This window comes from Flagellimonas algicida (assembly GCF_049629585.1).
Classification (GTDB): Bacteria; Bacteroidota; Bacteroidia; order Flavobacteriales; family Flavobacteriaceae; genus Flagellimonas.
This window is the reverse complement of record NZ_JBMYIX010000001.1, coordinates 446,959-467,032: the sequence shown is the minus strand read 5'-3', so window position 1 is coordinate 467,032 and position 20,074 is coordinate 446,959. Positions and strand designations below refer to the sequence as shown.

Here is a 20,074-nt window from a genome sequence, read left to right as displayed (position 1 = left end):
CCATTGCATTTCTAATCCGTCTTATGTTTAAACTTATCCCATTCAATATCACTAACTAATTTACCTTTTTTCGTCTTTGGATCACGTCTTATCAACATCAAACCTTTTTTGGATTCATCCCAATTATTTGGAAAATTTGAAGCTACATTGATTTCATAGACCAAGGCATCTAACATCAACTCTATTTTGTCCAAGGTATCCCGAATCAAAGTAGATGCGAGAAAGGATAAGGAAATTCCCTTATCCTTGTCATAATTTGCCAAGCTCTTTTTAAAAAATCTTTTTGACGTATCAGAAGCGGAAAGGTAAAGTTGTGTTACTTTGGTTTCGTTCGATTTAAATGCCATTAGAGGATGAACATCCCGTTTTGTATGGATTAATCGGGACCTATAATCATCTAGTTTAGAAACAAAATCATCATTAACTCGTACTATGGTTTCTTTGATCCATAAAGTGGATATTTCATTTCCCTTTGCCTTCGCATAATTTCTTAGGCCAGACCAGTACACCGTTTTTTTTATTTTTTTCAAACATATATAGCTGGTGATATGTGCCAGATAATCAAAAGAGGTGTTTAGGTGATAAACCAAACTATCGAAAATGGCCGCAAGCTCCTCCTCAATTTTCCCGGCTACTGGATTTTTACCTCCCCAATTAACCTGAAACAATCTTGGGTCATTCTCTAAAATCTTCGTTAGTTCCCGCTCTTTCAATTCATATTCGTTCAAGAGCAGCAGATATAAGTGTTGAGCCGATTTTAACCGATATGCTAAATTGTCCTTGAGCTCATGTATTCTTTCAAAAGAGTTGATATCATCTGAATAATCATGATATATCATTGCCATAGCCTTTAATCCATGAATCATTCTCCCAACCAAGAGATTTATTTCTTGGTAATCTTGGTTCCTATCATTGATATCATAAAATTCAGACTCCATGGATTATCGTGAGGTTTGACTATAATGTCGTACGATCTGTATATTGACCTTATTGAAATAACTCTTGATTACCCCGATAAAGCCCTTTAAAAATTCAGTGGATTCAATTTGGACGAGTTTTCGTTCCGGGTAATAGGTGACCCCGTTCCTATTATCAATAAAACTCCGCAAATCACTCTTCATTTCAGTTATCTTACCACTTTTGTGGGTGATTGCATTCCGCAAACGTTGATGTTTAAGTATTTCGTTCCAATCTTCCATGGTTTCGTCCATGTCCAACCCGATAACCTTTATCAAATAGCGCCTGCACTGGTCTATATAACTGTTGCCGGAAAGATCTCGGACCTTCATCCTACTTTTATGGAGACTTCCCGTCATCTGACAGAGTTCAAGGTAGTGGGATTCAAACATGGCGTAGAGCACCAAATACACTGAATTGTTGAGCAGTTCTGGGAATTTGGAGTGTTCCAAGACCTCATTTTCATACACGTCATACGCATCGGGCAAATCTGAATCCTGCTTTTGCTTCTCGTTCCACTCTTCAAACTTCCTACTGATCTCCTTTTCCTTTTCAGCGATCATCCCCGAGGCACCATCCAAGAATGAGATTACTGGATCAAACTTAAAATCCAGCATGACAGAATCGGTCTGGAAAGTCCATAATAATGAATCCCCGATCTTAAAATCTCTTCCCATAGTATTGTTGTTTTGTTTTCATTTCTACCGTCAAACAATCACTCTCTTTTTTCCATTGTCTTTTTCCTATATTCCTGAAATTCGAAAAGGTAATCATCATTCCTTCCTTTCTCCTTTCTATAGGTTGGATTGTCATCCAATCCAAACTCTTCCACCAAATCAAAATCATGCAACAACAGCCCATTGTCCAAGTTGTGGATCATACGGTAATCCGTAAGGAATTTATTTCTTGGGTCGTTCCACTTTCTGCCAAATTTCGATTTAAAGTTATAGAATAAAAGAGCCTGCTCCTGATTGGAAAGCTGTGCCCGCAAGGTCCTGAGATAACTCCTTTTTTCCTCATAGGTGATAAAATCCTCAGGCTGTTTGGCAACAAATTTGACCGTTTGGTATAGGTGCCGGTAGTAATGGCCCAATTGACTGCCATGGCCATAGGCCATCCAACAGTCAGGGAACTTCTTTATCCGGTCTCCCGTATGGTGGGCGATCCCATTTAGCCCTGAAGAAATTCCCCCTCCGTTTTTGTGAACCGCATTGACCTGGATAATCCCTTTAATGGCCTTTGAATGTGGGTCTTTGGACGGTTTCTTTGCATAGGCTACATCCTGTTCTCCTATTCCCTGGAAAAAATAACTGTAGGCCAAATCAATATGGAATTCCTTTTCCTCCAGTGGGAAATAGTGTTTGACAATGGCATAAATTGCCTCTACCTCCTTTAAAAATTCCACAAAAACCTTTCGCCCATATACTTCCCTGGGCTCTTTGGCTATGGGCCGTACCACGAATAACATTTCATCTATGTTCTCCTTGTGCAAACGCAGCATCTCATAGAACCTTTGTTCAAAAGCAGTTTGTTTAAACTGTTTTTGTTGTTCCTTCAGTTCCTTTTGGAACCGGTCCCGTTCCTCAACAATCTGTTCCTCGAACAGTTCGCGCTGGAGTTTATTGGCTCTGACCTGCATATAGAATGCCAAGAAAGTTGATATAACCCCGGCCGCGGCAATAAAAGGGTTCATGATTCCCCCAATGGTATCCCCAACGGTTCCATACGGTGACATGTCAATATAGGAGAATCGTGTGAGGAGCCATGGTGCGAAGAAGGAAAATATCAGGAGTAGGGCGGCCAGCAACATCAAAACCTTGGAAATCTTTCCCAATTTGAACTGCTTGGTCCCGGCATCGTTGGTTTGTTTATCCTGAGCCATACTATTATGAATCATGTTCAAATTTCATTGTAAACCGCTGTGCCTTGACGTTCGCCTTTTTTATTCTCTCCCATTCTTTTTCGCTAAAGAACATGATATGCGCTGATTTACCCTTGCCGCTATCAAACATGGACTTTCTGCTTTGGACCATATTGGCAATCAGATTGGAAGTCCAATGGGTCAACAGGATGTCCCGCTCATAATCCAAGGCCTGGGTCTCAAAACGGGAAACTTTATTTTTGGCATCCCAGACATAATTGGTCAGGGTATTCTCCATATCATATTCCATAAGCCGTTCTTCAGTCTCTGGATCAAAGACCTCAATGGTTTTAAAAAATGGGATGGCCTTCAATCCATGTTTGTAACTGTTCAATTCTGTGCGGTTGGCCAGCTCGCTCGCCAATACCTTTAAGGAACGATATATCACATCCACGCATTTACTAATATCATGTTTGACTTTATCCTGTTCCACACCGGCATAGAACAAGTGTTGTATAAAGGGCATTTGCCTTTCTTCCTGCTCCATAGTGAAGAATAGAATTTTGCTGAAGGTTTCATCCAAGATGTTCTTCTCTCCCTTGGCAAATTTTCTGATTTCTTCATTGTTGTGCTTTCTCTGGGCAAGTCTTTGTAATATCCTCTTGTCGTTCATTGTGCCATCTTTTTCGGGTAAAAGGGCAAAGATGAATTCGAAAAGTGCCTCAACCGACAAAAGAAAGGTAAATCGGATATCCATCCTGATGGTCCTGTCGTAATCCTTCCTATTGCCATTGATGATTCCCTTGAAGGTCCGGGGAAAAGTCTCTTCGTCCATTTCCAACAAATACCGGTTGGATTCCTGTTTATAGTCAAAGTGGTTCAACTGGAAATAATTGTAGAAATGTTCCGAACTCAACATAGATTGAAATTTTAACAAAAAAAATTACCAAATATCCTTAGAATGACCATGCAGGTCAATCGAACAAATTAATAGGTACTACTACCGTTGTAGTTTCCTTTCTCCATTTTGTGCTGCTTCCATGGGATATGGGCTTCACAGGATTCCTTTTTGCCCCTTCTCTCAAGCCGCGCTGACCCTCCTCTTTTTTTGTAGGCAAAACAACAACATCCCTCCTTGTAGCCAGCATAAAGCCAGAACCCCACTTCCGTTGGGGCTCTTTTTTATATGGCTTGCACAATTAGCGATGTTGTACTCTAATCAGCATCAAAAAAAGGGGACAGCGACGGCGCTACTGGAAGTAAATCAAAAACTGGAACCCATGAAATCGTACACATCCCATATATCGGAAGCAGTTCAAAAAAATCAAAAAAAGGAAGACGCTCGAGATACCATAAGTAAATCAGGAGCCTTCGGCCTTTTTCCAGTGGGTTTTTGGGATGGGTCGGGGTTTCCCATTGAGGTTGAGTTCAATTTTTTTCTAACCGCCCTTTTTGGGCATAAATCCTTTAATCATGAGCAATTTTAGAAATCATGTACAATTAGTCGGAAATGTGGGGGATGCCCCTAAAGTGACCAGCCTTGAAAGTGGTCGAAAAGTGGCACGGTTCCCCTTGGCCACCAATAAGTATTACAAAAATGGTAAGGGGGAGAAAGTCCAATCAACCGATTGGCACCAGATCGTGGCCTGGGGCAAAACTGCCGAAATCCTGGAAAAGTACACTTCCAAGGGCAGTGAGGTAGGGATCAGGGGCAAGATCAAGACCCGTTCCTTTACTGCAGATGATGGCAACCAACGGTATGTGACCGAGATCGTGGCCGATGAAGTGTTACTCTTGGGGGCGAAGACCGAGACTGAGCCTGGCAACGGCAGCAAGAACAATGCCGCCAAAAAAACGGAGACCCCTAAAAGGAAGGCCAATGAAAAGGCTGCCTAGGTCAAAAAGGGGTGCCCGTTTTGGGCATCCCTACTTTCTTATTAATCCTAATCTATATCCCATGGAAATATCCATCCAAGATTTTAAGGAACAGTTGAGCCATTTCCACGGTTCGCAGTGCATCTATAGCCTGCCGATTTGCCGTACCCTATATACCGAGGGCGTCCAGTACCTTGCCCAAACCGCCAATGCGTATTGGCTGCTTACGGATGCATCGGTCATGGGCAAGAGTTTGATGGACAAGAGCACTTTTATCACCGTGGACTTTAAACGCTATTCCGAAGCGGAACGGGAAAAGATCGGCTTTGATGCCGTCATTGCCTACAGCGATGGGAGCGGTACCGTTTTTACCGAGCAGCAATACCACATCACGGATTTTCCCTTGGACGAGCTGCGGCTCTTTTTTGTGGACAACACCCTGCTATTGCCCTCCGAGTATTAGTAATGGTCGAGGGGATGCCCTGTTATACCCCCAGAACATCCCCGCTGCCCATTTTTCCAAACACTTTTTAAATACCTAGAAAAATGACAGCTAAAGTTAATGAAATAAAAATCAGCTATTGCGAGAAATTGGGAGCAATCCACTCCCCTAGGGTGACCTCTTCCCATGAAGCGGCCAAGGTGTTGCATGACAATTGGAACCGGGATACCATTGCGGTAAAGGAGACCTTTAAGGTGCTTTTGCTCAACAATTCCAACCGGGTCAAGGGTACTTTCCAAGTCTCCGATGGGGGCATTACGGGAACCTTGGTAGATCTGCGCATCCTTTTTGCCGTGGTGCTCAAGACCCTGTCGGTGGGCATCATTTTGGCTCACAACCACCCATCGGGCAATTTGAAACCAAGCCAACAGGACAGACAGTTGACGGAAAAAATCCGAAAGGCTGCCGAACTGTTCGACATCAAGGTGCTCGACCATCTTATCATCGTGCCCGAGGGTGGCTACTTCAGCTTTGCGGATGATGGCCTGTTGTAAGCCATCCCAAAACGCAAAGGACAGCGGGCCATTTTTATGGTTCGCTTTTTTTTTGCCCTTTGAAAAAAATATAGCGGTTTTCCAAAATCACTGGAAATTCCAAAAAAGTGAGGTTGGAATTTTCTTAAAAAATTCCTTTTGGTCCTTGCCAAAAAGCAATGCGTGTACCTTCAGGTACGAGGCTGTGGATTTTTATGCGCCGCATAAAAAGGAATAGCAAGAGGGCAACACGGCTGCGCCATGTTGCATTGATTTTATTGATTCAATCCTTTGAAATTCAATGGATTAAAAGTTGTATAAATCCAAAACATTCAATGAGCTTTACAGTAAAAACGCTCCAAGCCCCAGAAAACACAGTAAAATTTACAGTAACCTATGGGGGATGCACATCAAAAATACCGCTTCAGTGCCATAAGTATCAAAAAAGAGGTGGCCGACCGCTTTCGGGAATTTTCCCGTGAAGTATCCCCTACCCATACGGAGACCCTGGAGGCCATGCTCAACTTTTTCAAATGGAACCAACTCTCCCCCAACGATGATCTTGGGGTGAGGGAGGATGGGACCAAAAAGCGGATCAATGCCCTGATCTCCATTGTCAGGAGCATTGAAAGGGATGGCATCCTTCCCACCAAGGCCATGATGGAAATGCTCTTTGAGCTCCGGCCCAACCAGGATGAATTGGAAGAAAAGGGGAAATTGTCCATGCCCGAACCAGAAAAAATCAAATTGGACATGACCTTCGAACTCCTTCAGGAACGTGAGCGGCGCATCAATCTGGAGGAGGAACTGGATTGCACCAAGACGGCCTTCAATGAGCTGCTGTTCCACCGGATCAAATCGGTACGGACCACCTTGGGACCCAACCGTCTACAGGTGGAGATGACCCCGAAGGAATTTGAAAACCTCAAACAACAATTTAAAACCCAATAATATGTACATCACCATCACACGACAACATATGGGCCAGACCTTTTCACAAAGTTCCGGGGACTTTGTGGAATATCTAGAGAAAGAGAACCAGGGCGTACCCCATGAGCAGAGGGAACCCTTCTTTGATCAACAGCAGGACCGGATTGCCCCGGCGACCGTGGTCAAGGAAATCGATGCCAACACCGACCGTCTCAAGCAGCACGAACCCAAGTTCTATTCCCTGACCATCAACCCCAGTAAACGGGAACTGGCCGCCATCCAGAACAATCCCGCCAAACTCAAACAGTATGTTCGCGAGGTGATGAAGGACTATGCCTCAGCTTTTTACCGAAAACAGCCTGTCCAAGTGGACCAGCTCAAGTACTTTGCCAAGATAGAACATGAACGGACCTACTCTGGACGAGATCGCGAGATCCGGGAAAACCGTCCCTATCGGGGCCAAATCGCCAAACTCCATAATGACCTGGCCAAGGTGGACCGGGGGGAGATCCATGGCAATCCCAAACAAATCCAACGGGACATCGACCGCTTATACAGACAGATGCCACACCAACAAAATGGGAAGCCCATTGAAGAGGGGATGCAAAAACCAGGCTCCCAGATGCACGTGCATATCGTGATGAGCCGTAAGGATGTGACCAACAGACTCAGCCTATCGCCGGGGAGCAGCTATCGGGAATCCGAAGCTACACTCAATGGCCAAAAGGTAAAAAGGGGATTCCGTAGGGACGAGTTCTTTGAAAAAGCGGAAAAGACCTTTGACCGGCTCTTTAAGTACGACCGGAACTATGTGGAATCCTATAACGCCCGAAAGACCCTGGATAAGGATCCTAAACGCTATTTTGCCAACTTGGTGGGCCTACCCACGGGTCAACGCTCCCTGGCCCTCAAATTGTTAGCCAAGACCGGGGTGAAAGTGCCCATCCCGAAGATTCCGACCAGCAAGGCGGCCATGGCCCGGAAGACCATTGTACAGTTGCAAAAATCCCTGGCCCAGGCCAAGAAATCCAGTTCCATTGAAATCTGACCCCATGCCAACGGATACCCTTTCCCAAATGGATACCTTCATGACCGACCACTGGTGGGTCCTTTACCCTTTAATTACAGTGCTCATCTTTGGCTTTCAGTATTTCCACCGTTGGGCCTTTTGGGCGTTGACCGTTCTTTTCCTGGGGGAAGGAGCCACTTTATCGGCACAATTGGGCTGGCCCCGATCGGCACCACTTTGGTTATATGCCGTATTACCGGCCCAGTTCATCAATGCTGTAGTGGTATTGGGCCTGTCCCTACGGGAGGAACATGATCCCATCGATCCCAAATACAAGGTGAGGTTGGCCCTGCGCAACGGCTCCCTGACCCTCAGGAACATTAGACGTGGGGTGTCCATCATTGGGTCGGCCGGAAGCGGAAAGACGGAATCCGTGGTGCATGCCCTGTTGCACCATTTCCAGAAACACAAATTCTGTGGGGTCATCCACGATTACAAGCACTTTGAGATCACCGAACTGGCCTATCCCCTTTTCCATAACAAGGATATCCCCTTCCATATCGTATCCTTCGATACCATCCATAAACGGGTCAACCCCATCGCCCCCCGCTACCTGCCCGATGAGGAAAGCGTGAACGAGGTCTCCCGGGTCCTTTTGGAAAACCTGCTCGAACAACGGGAATCCATCGCCCATGGATCTTCCAAGTTCTTCAACGATGCGGTTGAAGGGCTGCTTGGGGGAATGATCTGGATGCTCAGGACCCATCACCCCCAGTATTGTACCCTTCCCCATCTTATTGCCATCTACCAATACCTCAACCCCTGGCAACTGATCAATTGGCTCAGTGAGGACCTCACCGCCAAGGCCATGGCGGATGCCTTCATTGCGGGAAAGGAATCGGAACGACAGACCGCAGGGGTACTGTCTACCTTGGCCAATGCCCTGAAAAAGATCAGTACCCGGAGAATCTTCATGGCATTGTCCGCCGACGAGATCGATCTGGATGTCAACAATCCCGAACATCCCTCCATTGTCGCCATTGTCAACCATCCCAAGTATGAGACCGCATTTTCGCCCATCATCGCCACCATTCTCCACACCATCACCAAACAGATGAGCATCAGGGGACAACGCCATGCATTTATGCTCATGGAAGAGGCCCCTACCATTCGGTTGCTCAATATGCACCGGATACCCGCCACCCTCCGCAGTTATGACATCACCACGGTCTATGTGATGCAGGACAAGGCCCAGAACGATATGATGTACGGGGAAAAGGCCAGTCGCGCCATTCTTTCCAACCTCTCTTACCAATTCTTTGGGAAGGTCAACGACCCCAGTACTGCACTTTATTATGAGCAGTTCTTTGAACGGATCAAGCGGCCCTTTCGGTCCGTGACACGAAAACAGGATCCCTTTGACCCCGATACCCGGGTGACCAAAGGGGAACGGGAGGTCAGTAAGGTCCGTTCCGATGTCTTTTTTCGGTTGCGCCAAGGCGAGTTCATTGCCTTCTCGGATGGACAGGACCAACGGGTCCGATTCCCCATCCCCCAATGGGAACGGGTACTACCAGTACCCAAATACCCTGGGAACAGTGAAAAGATCGCCCATAACTTCCAAAAGATCCATGCGGAGGCCCAGGCCCTATTTAAAATCGCAAAAGATTAGAAAATCTTTATCCCAACTTGATCCTTATGGAAAATATGGTTCGATGTTGGGTGTGTGCAGAAGCATTTGTTTGACATCAATGAAACATTGTTATCTTGTGGTGACCAAACGAAATTTTGAATGGGATGGTATTCCTGGACTGGAATAGGGCTAGAATCCAATGAATAAAAATCAAGAAAATGGATGACGAACAGAAACATCTTGGAATGGCTGGACATTTGCTTGTTTTAATGGTTTGGGTTCAAAATGTTATGTCCAATCTAATCATACTGAAACAAAACCCGGAAATGCTAAGGGATTTTCAGGAGAAAAAGGCCAATACTGATTATGGCGAGAAGCGCATTGAATATTGGCAGAAAAGTTTTGGGCAAGTAAAGAGAGCCTTTGTTCAAACTTTTCCTGAAATAGCCGAAACCTATGGCAATGACCTGAACCAATTACAACATTTAAGGGACTTTTTCGCCCATGCCAGATATAGCTTAAAGTCAGAAATAATATTCTACCAACCTTCGAAATCTAGACGGGATTTGCAAGAAAAAGTTGAAATACTGACCAAGCATCCTTTCGATGAAGACCAGACCTTTATGAAAGTGAAGATGAACGGTGAAAAGTATCATGAAATATTCCAAGAGCTGATGAAGTTCGAAAATGAAATATTTCCAAAAGTTGCCGAGCAGTTGGATATTGACCTGAATCGTCTCAAGTAAGAAGGAACCGGAGTCCATATCAATTTAGGTTGTATATTCCTACATTTGGATCAAATAATCCATTATCTTTAGGATGTTGAGTCTTCCCCCAGAAATTAATTGATCTTGAATACCACGTAGGACCACTATCATCCATCTGGTGTTAACCGTTTTGAGCATGAGTTTTCCAAAAATGACCATAGAGGACAGATTGGGCACGAAATACACTTCCCATAAAGTGCATGGTGAGTTGCAGAATTATTCCAATTTCTACGATTCATTGTCCTTTTCCATTATGAATTGGATGCCCCAAGGAATCAAAGCTTTCCTCAACCTGGATACCTATGCACTTTCCTCCATTAAGGGAACCGTGAATTCCATTGGTGAACTTTTGCAAAAAGGAAGGATCAATGATGCATATGCCTTGATTCGCAAGTATTACGATTCCACTATCATCAACATATATTCAAACCTATATCTCCAGGACCATTTCAGCATCCAAAACTTCATCGTTGAACAAATTGACAATTGGAGAAAAGGGGAGGAAACCATTCCTGATTTCCGAATAATCTCCAATTATATCAGGGAATCCGATAAGGTAAAATCCATAACCGGATTGCTGCATAAGGACAATCGGTACAAAAAGATCAGGAACAGATGTAATGACCATACCCATTACAATTTCTTTCACAACATGGTCCTGAACGATCCCTTGGTACACAATCCCCATAGGATTAAATATTTGGAGACTATTTCCTTTGACATGGAATCGCTTTTCATCCAACATTTCGCATACCTCTTTTATTTGAATGACCATTATTTCATGTCAAGTGACTATATGGATTACTTGGATGTCGGAATGACCCCAGAGGAAGGGTCCCAATACTGGGTAGCTCCCTTTATTCAGGAAATCTTTAAAGAAACCATATACAAAAAGCGGCCAGATATTGCCACGGAAATAAAGGACAGGTCTGAAATGAAATTGGAATAAATACTTATGATTTGGTCAGGGGAACATATATCCAAGGAAATGTAACCGTTTTTATGAAGTCCATTTGACATGGGAAGAATTTAAAATATACATAATATGGAAGATAGAGTCATGGTCGATGTCTCAATGCTGTTGCATCGAGATAGCTTAAACCAAATGATCGGATTGGCCCAGGCAGGTGCCCTGGGACAGATTGTAGTTTCGGATACCTTTGTCAGGATGTTCGGGGAGGCCTTCAACAATAACAGTGAATTTGGTGAAATTGCCCTATCCAGTCTCTCCTTTCATTTTGAAATTGATGAAAACTTGATTGACATCAATGGCATCCGAACGTTCTTATTTTCAAAAGAATATTCAGAGAACATTGTTAGATATTCAAGTGAAAACTTTAACGAAAATGAAATTTTCACAAACCTCCTGAACCAGACAGAGGATGATTGGATTGCAGAGATTTTATTTGAGGAATGGGAGTTTTTGACCACAAATTCATGGCTTGTCTGTAAATTCCGTGCTGCACTGGACAAAATTGTTGAGGCAGGGGGAACAGCAATCCATGTTTCTAAGAGGGCTTTTGAGACCTTTGTCCGTAAAACCATAAAAAAACCACAAGGTGATCTCAGTCCCAATGATAATATACGGGCGTTTGGCAAATGGATTGCCGTTGGGGGAAGCGTATTGGCCGGCTTTACAATGCCCGTTACCTCGGCAATATTAACCGGTGCCTCTGGAGTATTTTTGATATATGATCCCTAATTAATGGACGGTATTCTGTATTTTCCCTAAAATTCAAAAACAACAACCATTATTAAAATGGATTGACAACAACCCCAACACTAAGATACAATGCCATGGAAAGGTGTATATATCATTGAGAGTGGAACCAAACCCAATTTCCCCGTGGACTACCATTATTTTGTTTCTGTTTGAGGTGGGGCAGTGGCGACGATTGAAAGGGAAAATGATTCAATTCGTATTGGGTCTTACGAAAATCCTTTGATCGAATGGAAAAGGCCCTTTGTCAATAATGGTCACCAGCCTGTTATAATCTGGAAAATGCGGGTTGAGCACATAATTGAAATCACCTTCCACTACAACTGAAGGTACTTTAAGTGCCAAATGGGTATTATCGAGAATGAACTGATCACCGATTGCCTGGGTTTCAGGACCATGGGGCAGGGTCTTCCAGTCGATAGGGTCCAAAAGCTTCATGTCAAGCTCCAATATCTTATCGTCGGGAATCTCCATTTTGACGAAACTGTAATCCTTTGGCACTATTCCCAAGGGTAGATGTACCGAAAGTTCGGACATTGCCAAAGCTTTGGATTCAGAAGTATAGAGCATGTAAACACCCTTGTTGTTCCACCTGCCACCATTCATGTAGGCACCTGACCCGGATAGGTCTTCAATGAATCTTTGTTTTCCCAGACGGTAAACGATCATGCCAAGATACCGTGTTCTATCCTGCCCAGTTCATCCTTGACCATATGGATGCCCACCGAGGTATCCAATAAGGAAACCGGTCTAATGCGACCAAGAGATAAGTTTTCGGTTTCCAACCATGCGTCAAAATTATCTTTGTCCCCGAATACATCAACTCCCTTTTGATAAAGTTGCTTTATTTCAATGATGCGTTCAGTTTGCTGTGATTTAAACGACCTGTGCTCTTTCTTGTAACGGTCCAAGGTTCTGGTGGTGGTATTAAGAATCGTGGCCCACGCCTCCTGTTCAAAGGGCATTGGTTCTGCCATCTTTTCAAAAACACCATAGTCGATACCATGGCGTATGACACGGACCAGCGCATGGCCCCTATAGTCATCGTTCCAGTCAAAGGTGGCAAAATCACCGTGTAAGGCCTCAAGCTGCGGCTGTGCAATAAGAAGCCCATATCTTGCATCCTGTGGTTTTTCCAAAGCTTCCAAATTAGCACTTTTGAGCGCAGCGGCCTTAGTGCCCCGATGTCTGGCTTTTGGGGCTTTTCTAGATCTTGAGCCAGTTCTTGGGCTTGGGGAATCGGAACCCTTGTCCGCGCTCTTCCCCTGTTTTGTAGTGGTTTTTTTCTCCATGGGATATCATTCAATGACGTAATTTACCGTAAATATACAAAATGTCTTAATTATTTCGACAAATGTCCAAAACTTTGCACAAAGTTTTGGGATGGGGTGATGGCTCGTCCACTTTTGCTACATGGTCACACGACGGCTCCCATGCTTTTCCCGAAGCTCCACCAGCAGTTTTTCCCGGTCCCCCAAGGTGAACTTGGGCACCACATACACAAAGCGTTGTTTTTGTCCTATTTTGACGATAGTGGGCATACGATGTTTGTAAACGGGTTCCAAAGGCAGTTTCTGGTAAGAGGACTTTTTTCGCGGGTTCCCGTGTGCCTTGAAGAGCTGTACAAAATCAAGCTCAAAGTCGATAGCGGACCGGTTCTCGATCTCCAGAACGAGATAGGTTTCCCTGCCGTAATAGGCCACGTCCCGAAGCCGAAGGATAATCCCACCCTTCCGTTTGGAACGCAGTACCGTTTGGGCCTTTTCCAAAAAATACATGCTGGCCTTTTGGTACTTGAGGGTATCCGACCCCAAAGAGGGCACGGGATTTTGGACCAAAGAATCCATAGGTTTCTCAGGTGCGATAGTGCCGATACTTTCCCCCACCTTCACGAACCGATGGCCTTCCTGTAGCTTTTTTCGATATGCCAAGGCAAAGGAATAGGCCAATCCATCATCGGTCAAAACCAACAGATTGCTGTCCATACCGCGATGTCCCTGCAACAGTCCCAGCCTTCCAGGCGCAGTGGTATCATAGTCAAAGGAATAGTTGGGATGTCCCGTAACCGCCCGTGCAATGGGTTCGGGAAAGATCAGGGCTAGATTATGGGTGTCGTTGACATAGAGTGTGTCCACTTGGGCATACGTTGTCACATAGATCAAAAGACTGAAAATGAATAGATGGAATGGTTTCATAGGATGGAATGTTATGGTTTGAGTATCAATTGGTATTGGTCATGGATGGTCACTTGGACCGTGCGGTTGGAACGCCGGAACACCTGTTTGATCCCATTTAGCTGGGGCATTCCGGGCAGGTTCACATCTTGGACGGCATCGTCCAGCACTTCCCTCGTGGCCTCTTCCCGATAACTGTTCTCCACATAGATGCCCTCACCGCCGTCCAAAAGGTCATAGGCCATTAGGCTTACGGGATTGGAACCGATATGATCAATGGTCACAAAGACCCTATTGGCCCGAAAACTGACAAAGCCATAGAATAGGGTGTTCCGGCTGAAATAGCTCCCGTTGAGTTCCACCGCCTCCTTCAACCGCAGTTCCAGGCGGTTTTTGGAGCGGACCGTCTGCTCCCCATTGACCATCGCCACTGCCATGGGTGGTTTGGCATTGGTATGTGTTATGTTATGGCCAAAGAAGTCCCGATGGGCTTTGGAGAGATCGATAGGTTCGGTTTCCTGTTTTGGAAATGGATTGGGTTTGGTGTGGAATGCAGCTTCATTTTCCAATGGAATCTTTTTGGATTTTCGATATGTACCCTCCCCATAGTCAATCCGACCAACACGGTAGATGCTATCCACGATACGCTGTCGCTCCTTCTCTTCCCATAGGGAATCTAGATGGCCCTCCCCGTATAGGCTGGGCTTTGTGATATGCCGCTCCTCCTTGATATCATCCACCGCCTCCAGTTTGGAGCCGTACTCCTCAGGTTGATCCTTGAGTTCAGGGACGTTGGGCTGCTTCAGTTCTGGACCCTCCTTGTTTTGCTCCATGGAAACGGCATATAGCACGATAAAAGCGGTAATACAGACTATCAATCCAATAAATATAATTTTGTTTTTTTCCAGTTTCATGATAGTGTGGGTTTACGGTTGTGGTTCCAGTTTGCGCAAGGCATCCTCGAAAAAATGGGTGATCAACAGCCCGTGGGGATTGTTCGGAAAGTTCCTGTCCACCAGGACCAGCTCTCCTGAAGTATCCAGTCGGTAGCGGTCGGTGACAGTCCCCCGGTTAACCTCAAGTACCGTCCTTGCCCGAAATCCATAGGGCTCTTGGTCGAGGTCCAGTTCAATGTCCAATGTGACCACTTCCTGCCGAAGCGAAAACTGCAACAATCGGTTATAGACCCCATCCGATCGTTTTTGCCGATAAATGGCATCCACGGATGCGTCCGCCAGCCAAAGGGCCTTTTCCAAGCGGGTTCTATAGTTGGTACCATCAATCCCATAAAATAGCCGATGGAAGCGGTCAATATGGGCCAAGGCCTCTACTTCACGGTTTTCCTGTTGGTCAACCAGTTCCAAGGGAATAACAGTGCCATCTGTACTCACCACAAAGGCAGAGTTCAGGAATTTCTCCTGATTGTGGTAGAACAGTCCCAGGGAAAGCCCACTGCTCAATAGGCAAAGGACGACGGTGGCCAATACGATAAATCGGTTCAGCCGTAAAATTTCGGTTATGTTTTTATAGGTGTTTTTCATATGCGCTTTAGTCTTTGATAATGAGCTTTGATCCTTTCTAGTTGGTGAACAAGCGGAAGGTAAACGAGGTCGCCCGTTTGTACAGTTTGAACTTCAACAGCACGATGAACCCAATTCCAGCCAGTTCGATCAAGGGGGCGAAAAGTTCGCTCCCGTACCCCGTTCCAAAGAGGTTGGGCCAAAAGTTGACCGTCACCTCTTGGTACAGGGCATTGATGAACACATTGACCAAAAAGAAAGCGGGAACGATCATATACACTGCTGCATAAAGCCGAAAAAAACGATAGCCCATCTCCCTGAACTTTTCGAATACCGCCATGCTGATGACCAGTGGAAAAAATGCCTGCATGACCCCTAGGATAAAATAGCGTTCGGCCAAGAAAAGGGGATAGATGAACAGGTCCAGGACCCAAAGCATCAGTGCCCCGGCCCAGGCCAGGGTGCGGAGACCCAAAAACGGAGTGGCCAGCCATTCGTACAGCAGGGCCATGGCCTTGGTCGCGGCATCAAATAGGCCGGACTCCTCCTCTATCGGCACTTCCTGAAGTCCCAGGGGCAAAAGATTGGGGGCCGTTTCGCGGTACTGGCCCTCTATGGCCACCAAAACACTGTCAAAAGTAGCCAACACTTCCGTGGAGAAAAGCACCACCAGCACCACGGCAAAGTTCTTGATCAGGTCGGTGGGTGTCAATCCCCAGGTCAAGCCAGTCCGGGAGGCTCCGCCCTCATAATACTTTTTAAGGATGTTGACCAGAAAGAACAGCACGGCCAAGGCCTTCATGCCCCCGATGGTGTAGGTGGCAAAACTGCTGTCCTTAATGGTCTGGAAGACCGCGTCCACATATTCGAGTCCCATAACGTACCTTTAATAGTTCAGGTTCCTCTCCTTGATAAGGGCCTGCATTTTCCGGAAGGAAATGACCCTATCGTACCGCCGCTTCTTCAGTTGGATATCGGCCACCATCCCTTGGGATGCCTCCCGTTGGGCCTTCAATATCTCCAGACGTTCCGCATCGGTCATGTTCAAAACGTCGCTGCTGAGAACCTGGTCCATAAATTCCAGTTGGCCCAAGGAATGTTCGATCACACCGTTGAAGGTATTCGAGATGGTCTCCACTTCATCGCCATGGATGTAAGGAGAGTTCAAAATTTCCCTAAGATCATCCCGGACCATCTCAAAGAGTTGTTCGTTGTTGCGAGTGATGTCCCTAACGGCCTGGTACTGCTTGACGGCATTATTGACCTTCTCGATCTTTTCCCGGACAGCGTTCAGTTCGTCCACCATCTTCAACAGTTCCGCGGTCTGTTTGGCGGATTCGATGAGTTGTTTCCCGAGGGAAATAAAATTGGTATTATCATAAACGGGCATTCCCTGGGCCGCAGCACGTCCGTGCAGGTATAGGGCCAAGCCTAGGGTGATGATGAGCGTTTTGGTGATTTTTTTCCTCATGTCTTTTGATTTTGGATTGTTGATCTTTTGGTTGTAGCGATAAATTCCTTGATGGCCTGCTCCATATCCTGGGTTTCCTTAAAATGGTCCATTATAGCTTTATTTTGGGTGCCGTCAGTGAGGTAGGCCGCATAGACCTCCGGGGGCACTTCCAATCGGTAGATGTTGCTCTCAGCACCGATCTTGATAAAGATCTCCGTGTACTTGCGTTCACCCTTCAGGTCATTTTTGATGGAACGGAGTTGGTCCAGGTCATGGGCGCTCAGGTTGAGCCGATGTTTGAGGGCTTCATATCCTTTTTCGTTGCGCAGGCTGTAAATGACCTGGGTATTCTCCAAGATGGTGGCCGAAGCATGGTTTTCGGGCAATTGGTTTATGGACTGTAGAACAATGCCGATGGCACCGTTCTGCTTGCGGATGGCCTGATAATAGAACTCCACACTCTCCAGCACGTTGTCGAACTTGAGCTGCTTGGCAAACTCATCGAAAAGGATGATCCCCCGCTCCGAACGGTTGCGCCAGATGGTCCTTTGGATGGCCGATTTGATGAGCTTGAGCATCACCGAGAGCACCTCCCGGTTGTCCCTGACCTCGTCCAGTTCAATGACGATAAGGCGTTTGTCCTCCAAGCGATGGGATTGGTCTTCCCCGACCTTGAACAGGAAGCTGTAGAGGCCGTCCCCCACATATTCGGAAAGGATATGCAGAAAATGGGTCAGGTTAAAATAGCTCCGGTCGATGCCCAGTTCCCCCAACAGGGATTCCCGGTTTTCCTCGATAAAGGTATACAGCCCGTCCAGACTATGGTCATGCTTGATCTTTCCATAGTAACTGCGCAGGATTTTCTTTAACGCCACTTCCTGGGCCTTGTTCACTTTTTGATGGGAACCATAGAGTTCCATCAAAAAGACGGTCAGGTCCTCCAGCCACTCCGGGGCGATACCTTCGCCAGGGGTTTTATAAAAGGGGTTGATACCGAGATTTTTCCCTTGTTCGTATTTCAGGGTGGTATGTTGATTGGGATAGAGCTGGGCGAACTTGGCATAACTTCCCCCTAGGTCGATGATCACCAAACGGACCCCTTGTTCAAAATATTGTCGCAGGATGTTGTTGGCCAAAAAGGATTTACCCTCTCCGGTAGGTGCAAAAATGGCAAAGTTCCGGGCCTTGATGCGCTTTTTCCCCTCGTCCCATACATCCTTTCGGACCGGGATGTTGTTCAAACGGTCGTTGAAAAGTACCCCTTCATTATCGGAGCGGTAGTTGGTCACATTGACCATCAGGCAGAGGGCATGTTTCAGGTCGGCCACATACAGGTCACTGTCCGAAAAATTGGAGGAGAACAGGGGATAGCTGTTGAGCAGGTAATGGATTCGGGCCAGGCCTTCGGGACAATAGGGTCGGATATCCAGTTCCTTGAACCGCGCCACAAGTTCCGAGACGGTGGCATCCAGTTCCTTTTCTTCTTTTGACCAAAAGATTGTGTTCAACTGGCCTCGTATGATCCGGGAAGAATCGTCTTGGTTTATTGTATCCAAGGTGTCCGAGACCCTGTCGTACAGCACTTTGTTCTGGGAACCGAAATTGCTGCTCTTGGAAAGCTCCTCCAGACGTTTCTCCAACAGTTTCCGCCATTTATGCCGGTCATCGAGATGGATGATCTGGTTGACGATATGGTTCCCCGGAAAGGTCAGGCCAAGGCCATCGATAAAACCCTGGTGGAACAGGAACCCGTCGGCCGTGTATTTCTCATTGGGCCGACTTGTCTTTACCACATCCCCGAAACAGGTCTCATTGTTCACGGCCATGGCCCCGAACCAGTGCCCCCCTATTTGGACCTTGTCCTTGTCAAGCACCATATCGGTATCAAATCCCTTGTTGAACCCGTTGAAATAGTCATCGGTATATTGGATGACGGATGCCTGATTGAAGGGCTGGAGCGATAGATGGGGACCATTGTTCAGGAACATCACGGCATCCCGTACCGCTTTGCCAAACTCCTCTGCTTTTTCCCCAAGTGTCTCGGGCAGCTTTTTGGGGATATGGGCAAAGGGATTGGAAAAGCTTGAACTGTTGACCGTTTTGTTCTTGGGCCAAACAAAGAAGAGCAGGGATTCATGGGAGAGATGTTCCCGGCCCTGAAAATGCTTGGCGGTAGCTTTGGCCAAAAAGGAATCTCCATGTAAGTCCTTGGCATCAAAGGCTATTTTTTTATAAATGTCCTGTTTGTGGACCAGGGTGCCCGCGGGCAGGGATTTGAGTGCCTGGAACCAGAGCCCATGGAAGTCCTCGAAGTCTTTCTCCGAGAGGGAATGTATCTCGGGAAGTTCCAGACGGTAGGCATAGGCCAGGTTCCCATTGTTGGCCATGATCCGGTTTTGGTCCACATCCACGATGGGATATCGTTCATGGAAGTTCATCATATGCTTCATTTAAGGTGATTTTTTTGTTGGAGATCATATGGGGAAATACATTTCCCGTTCGTAACAATTCCGGTCGTTGGACCAATTTGAGGAGGAGACCGTAGAGGATGCCATTGCCCAACATCGCCCCAAAGAGCAATCTTAGGTCAAAGGAGAAGATGACCGCCATCAAGGAGCCGATGACGGAAAGCATCTGGAGGGCAAAAAAGGCCACGGGCAGCCCAAATATCAGGGCACGACTGCGGATATGGCGGTGGATTTTATACGGTTTCATAGCAAGAGGATAAAAACAGGCTCTTTTACGATTAGACCACAATACCGATGAGATAGGTAAATATGCCCACGACCGCCCCAGCGATAAGGACAAAGACCAGGACACGGGTGATCCCTTTTTTGAGATCGGCGTTCTCCCCGAAGAAATGGCCTGCATTGAACAGGAAACCGATAAGGAAGATAACCCCAAGAATGATGGGAAAGATGGTACGGATGGTGTCCGAGATATCGTTGACGGAATCCTCGATGCCCCCGATCTGGGGGTAGATGGGCAGGGATGCCAATAGGCAGGCCCATAGCAACAATGCTCTTTTTTGGTTTTTCATGACTGTTCGACTTTTGGCCTGATCAGGGCCGGTTATTGATGAATGTTTGATTTACGATATGGAATCTCCAACGATTTTATACAATCACTTTAACAATCATATTTTTTAACACTTAAAACTGTTAATTTTTGATGTATTCTCATCTAAAGAAAAGATTCAC

General features: G+C 46.1%; 23 protein-coding genes. 9 read left to right on the top strand and 14 right to left on the bottom strand.

Annotation, left to right across the window (positions count from 1 at the left end; genetic code table 11):
- Nucleotides 1–11: 11 nt before the first annotated feature.
- The 4 genes from ACPD8L_RS02075 to ACPD8L_RS02060 are packed head-to-tail and all read right to left on the bottom strand — an operon-like array spanning nt 12 to nt 3,737.
- Complete coding sequence (locus ACPD8L_RS02075; protein ID WP_129656004.1) at nt 12–938, bottom strand: hypothetical protein; 927 nt, start codon at nt 936–938, stop codon at nt 12–14.
- Between the two features lie 3 nt (nt 939–941).
- Nucleotides 942–1,634, bottom strand: coding sequence for a hypothetical protein (locus tag ACPD8L_RS02070; RefSeq protein ID WP_129656003.1), 693 nt, complete (start codon nt 1,632–1,634; stop codon nt 942–944).
- Between the two features lie 38 nt (nt 1,635–1,672).
- On the bottom strand, nt 1,673–2,839 hold the full coding sequence (locus tag ACPD8L_RS02065) for a putative phage abortive infection protein (RefSeq protein WP_129656002.1): 1,167 nt from the start codon (nt 2,837–2,839) through the stop codon (nt 1,673–1,675).
- A 4-nt stretch (nt 2,840–2,843) separates the two neighbouring features.
- On the bottom strand, nt 2,844–3,737 hold the full coding sequence (locus ACPD8L_RS02060; protein WP_129656001.1) for a hypothetical protein: 894 nt from the start codon (nt 3,735–3,737) through the stop codon (nt 2,844–2,846).
- Nucleotides 3,738–4,291: 554 nt separating this feature from the next.
- Here ACPD8L_RS02060 and ACPD8L_RS02055 point away from each other — a divergent pair.
- The 9 genes from ACPD8L_RS02055 to ACPD8L_RS02015 all read left to right on the top strand — a co-directional run bounded on the left by ACPD8L_RS02055 (nt 4,292) and on the right by ACPD8L_RS02015 (nt 11,709).
- On the top strand, nt 4,292–4,714 hold the full coding sequence (locus tag ACPD8L_RS02055; RefSeq protein ID WP_423941616.1) for a single-stranded DNA-binding protein: 423 nt from the start codon (nt 4,292–4,294) through the stop codon (nt 4,712–4,714).
- A gap of 61 nt (nt 4,715–4,775) precedes the next feature.
- Complete coding sequence (locus ACPD8L_RS02050) at nt 4,776–5,156, top strand: DUF6876 family protein (protein ID WP_423941615.1); 381 nt, start codon at nt 4,776–4,778, stop codon at nt 5,154–5,156.
- 83 nt (nt 5,157–5,239) lie between these two features.
- Nucleotides 5,240–5,689 carry a JAB domain-containing protein gene (locus tag ACPD8L_RS02045; RefSeq protein ID WP_423941613.1) on the top strand — a complete coding sequence of 150 codons (450 nt, stop codon included), beginning with the start codon at nt 5,240–5,242 and terminating at the stop codon, nt 5,687–5,689.
- A gap of 375 nt (nt 5,690–6,064) precedes the next feature.
- On the top strand, nt 6,065–6,619 hold the full coding sequence (locus tag ACPD8L_RS02040) for a BfmA/BtgA family mobilization protein (RefSeq protein WP_423941611.1): 555 nt from the start codon (nt 6,065–6,067) through the stop codon (nt 6,617–6,619).
- Nucleotide 6,620: 1 nt separating this feature from the next.
- Entirely contained in the window at nt 6,621–7,646 is a 1,026-nt protein-coding gene (mobB, locus tag ACPD8L_RS02035; protein ID WP_423941609.1) for a MobB family relaxase, read from the top strand.
- A 4-nt stretch (nt 7,647–7,650) separates the two neighbouring features.
- Nucleotides 7,651–9,279 (top strand): type IV secretory system conjugative DNA transfer family protein, encoded by a 1,629-nt coding sequence (locus ACPD8L_RS02030; RefSeq protein WP_481129034.1) that lies wholly within the window; start codon nt 7,651–7,653, stop codon nt 9,277–9,279.
- 251 nt (nt 9,280–9,530) lie between these two features.
- On the top strand, nt 9,531–9,986 hold the full coding sequence (locus ACPD8L_RS02025) for a hypothetical protein (RefSeq protein ID WP_423941607.1): 456 nt from the start codon (nt 9,531–9,533) through the stop codon (nt 9,984–9,986).
- A 157-nt stretch (nt 9,987–10,143) separates the two neighbouring features.
- A complete protein-coding gene (locus tag ACPD8L_RS02020) occupies nt 10,144–10,956 on the top strand; it encodes a hypothetical protein (RefSeq protein WP_423941606.1) in 813 nt (270 codons plus the stop codon).
- A gap of 96 nt (nt 10,957–11,052) precedes the next feature.
- Nucleotides 11,053–11,709 carry a hypothetical protein gene (locus tag ACPD8L_RS02015; protein WP_129655994.1) on the top strand — a complete coding sequence of 219 codons (657 nt, stop codon included), beginning with the start codon at nt 11,053–11,055 and terminating at the stop codon, nt 11,707–11,709.
- Between the two features lie 210 nt (nt 11,710–11,919).
- Here ACPD8L_RS02015 and ACPD8L_RS02010 read toward each other — a convergent pair whose 3' ends face one another.
- The 10 genes from ACPD8L_RS02010 to ACPD8L_RS01965 form a co-directional block, all read right to left on the bottom strand.
- The gene (locus ACPD8L_RS02010; RefSeq protein ID WP_129655993.1) at nt 11,920–12,396 is read right to left on the bottom strand and encodes an RES family NAD+ phosphorylase; all 477 of its coding nucleotides are present in this window, start codon (nt 12,394–12,396) and stop codon (nt 11,920–11,922) included.
- Nucleotides 12,393–13,019 carry a type II RES/Xre toxin-antitoxin system antitoxin gene (gene parS / locus ACPD8L_RS02005; RefSeq protein WP_423941605.1) on the bottom strand — a complete coding sequence of 209 codons (627 nt, stop codon included), beginning with the start codon at nt 13,017–13,019 and terminating at the stop codon, nt 12,393–12,395. The genes ACPD8L_RS02010 and parS overlap by 4 nt, the downstream gene beginning before the upstream one ends.
- 117 nt (nt 13,020–13,136) lie before the next feature.
- A complete protein-coding gene (locus ACPD8L_RS02000) occupies nt 13,137–13,922 on the bottom strand; it encodes a DUF4138 domain-containing protein (RefSeq protein ID WP_423941604.1) in 786 nt (261 codons plus the stop codon).
- 11 nt (nt 13,923–13,933) lie between these two features.
- Nucleotides 13,934–14,815: a conjugative transposon protein TraM gene (gene traM, locus ACPD8L_RS01995; protein ID WP_129655990.1), complete on the bottom strand. Its 882-nt coding sequence runs from the start codon at nt 14,813–14,815 to the stop codon at nt 13,934–13,936.
- Between the two features lie 12 nt (nt 14,816–14,827).
- Nucleotides 14,828–15,442, bottom strand: coding sequence for a conjugal transfer protein TraK (locus ACPD8L_RS01990; RefSeq protein WP_129655989.1), 615 nt, complete (start codon nt 15,440–15,442; stop codon nt 14,828–14,830).
- 37 nt (nt 15,443–15,479) lie between these two features.
- Nucleotides 15,480–16,298, bottom strand: coding sequence for a hypothetical protein (locus ACPD8L_RS01985; protein ID WP_129655988.1), 819 nt, complete (start codon nt 16,296–16,298; stop codon nt 15,480–15,482).
- Nucleotides 16,299–16,307: 9 nt separating this feature from the next.
- Nucleotides 16,308–16,892 (bottom strand): conjugal transfer protein, encoded by a 585-nt coding sequence (locus ACPD8L_RS01980; protein WP_423941603.1) that lies wholly within the window; start codon nt 16,890–16,892, stop codon nt 16,308–16,310.
- Nucleotides 16,889–19,324 (bottom strand): TraG family conjugative transposon ATPase, encoded by a 2,436-nt coding sequence (locus tag ACPD8L_RS01975; protein WP_423941602.1) that lies wholly within the window; start codon nt 19,322–19,324, stop codon nt 16,889–16,891. The genes ACPD8L_RS01980 and ACPD8L_RS01975 overlap by 4 nt, the downstream gene beginning before the upstream one ends.
- Nucleotides 19,299–19,589 (bottom strand): hypothetical protein, encoded by a 291-nt coding sequence (locus tag ACPD8L_RS01970; RefSeq protein ID WP_423941600.1) that lies wholly within the window; start codon nt 19,587–19,589, stop codon nt 19,299–19,301. Before ACPD8L_RS01970 ends, ACPD8L_RS01975 begins: the two co-directional genes overlap by 26 nt.
- 31 nt (nt 19,590–19,620) lie before the next feature.
- Nucleotides 19,621–19,914: a hypothetical protein gene (locus ACPD8L_RS01965; RefSeq protein ID WP_129655986.1), complete on the bottom strand. Its 294-nt coding sequence runs from the start codon at nt 19,912–19,914 to the stop codon at nt 19,621–19,623.
- Nucleotides 19,915–20,074 lie beyond the last annotated feature (160 nt).

Bases quoted from the DNA above. Each gene is read 5' to 3' on its own strand.
- ACPD8L_RS02040 (WP_423941611.1), top strand. From the start codon at position 6,065: ATGGGGGATGCACATCAAAAATACCGCTTCAGTGCCATAAGTATCAAA.
- ACPD8L_RS02045 (WP_423941613.1), top strand. From the start codon at position 5,240: ATGACAGCTAAAGTTAATGAAATAAAAATCAGCTATTGCGAGAAATTG.
- traM (WP_129655990.1), bottom strand. From the start codon at position 14,815: ATGAAACTGGAAAAAAACAAAATTATATTTATTGGATTGATAGTCTGT.
- ACPD8L_RS02055 (WP_423941616.1), top strand. From the start codon at position 4,292: ATGAGCAATTTTAGAAATCATGTACAATTAGTCGGAAATGTGGGGGAT.
- ACPD8L_RS01975 (WP_423941602.1), bottom strand. From the start codon at position 19,324: ATGAAGCATATGATGAACTTCCATGAACGATATCCCATCGTGGATGTG.
- ACPD8L_RS02025 (WP_423941607.1), top strand. From the start codon at position 9,531: ATGTCCAATCTAATCATACTGAAACAAAACCCGGAAATGCTAAGGGAT.
- ACPD8L_RS02000 (WP_423941604.1), bottom strand. From the start codon at position 13,922: ATGAAACCATTCCATCTATTCATTTTCAGTCTTTTGATCTATGTGACA.
- ACPD8L_RS01985 (WP_129655988.1), bottom strand. From the start codon at position 16,298: ATGGGACTCGAATATGTGGACGCGGTCTTCCAGACCATTAAGGACAGC.
- parS (WP_423941605.1), bottom strand. From the start codon at position 13,019: ATGGAGAAAAAAACCACTACAAAACAGGGGAAGAGCGCGGACAAGGGT.
- ACPD8L_RS02070 (WP_129656003.1), bottom strand. From the start codon at position 1,634: ATGGGAAGAGATTTTAAGATCGGGGATTCATTATTATGGACTTTCCAG.
- ACPD8L_RS02060 (WP_129656001.1), bottom strand. From the start codon at position 3,737: ATGTTGAGTTCGGAACATTTCTACAATTATTTCCAGTTGAACCACTTT.
- ACPD8L_RS02065 (WP_129656002.1), bottom strand. From the start codon at position 2,839: ATGGCTCAGGATAAACAAACCAACGATGCCGGGACCAAGCAGTTCAAA.
- ACPD8L_RS02015 (WP_129655994.1), top strand. From the start codon at position 11,053: ATGGAAGATAGAGTCATGGTCGATGTCTCAATGCTGTTGCATCGAGAT.
- ACPD8L_RS02030 (WP_481129034.1), top strand. From the start codon at position 7,651: ATGCCAACGGATACCCTTTCCCAAATGGATACCTTCATGACCGACCAC.
- ACPD8L_RS01990 (WP_129655989.1), bottom strand. From the start codon at position 15,442: ATGAAAAACACCTATAAAAACATAACCGAAATTTTACGGCTGAACCGA.
- ACPD8L_RS01980 (WP_423941603.1), bottom strand. From the start codon at position 16,892: ATGAGGAAAAAAATCACCAAAACGCTCATCATCACCCTAGGCTTGGCC.
- ACPD8L_RS02020 (WP_423941606.1), top strand. From the start codon at position 10,144: ATGAGTTTTCCAAAAATGACCATAGAGGACAGATTGGGCACGAAATAC.
- ACPD8L_RS01965 (WP_129655986.1), bottom strand. From the start codon at position 19,914: ATGAAAAACCAAAAAAGAGCATTGTTGCTATGGGCCTGCCTATTGGCA.
- ACPD8L_RS02050 (WP_423941615.1), top strand. From the start codon at position 4,776: ATGGAAATATCCATCCAAGATTTTAAGGAACAGTTGAGCCATTTCCAC.
- mobB (WP_423941609.1), top strand. From the start codon at position 6,621: ATGTACATCACCATCACACGACAACATATGGGCCAGACCTTTTCACAA.
- ACPD8L_RS02075 (WP_129656004.1), bottom strand. From the start codon at position 938: ATGGAGTCTGAATTTTATGATATCAATGATAGGAACCAAGATTACCAA.
- ACPD8L_RS02010 (WP_129655993.1), bottom strand. From the start codon at position 12,396: ATGATCGTTTACCGTCTGGGAAAACAAAGATTCATTGAAGACCTATCC.
- ACPD8L_RS01970 (WP_423941600.1), bottom strand. From the start codon at position 19,589: ATGAAACCGTATAAAATCCACCGCCATATCCGCAGTCGTGCCCTGATA.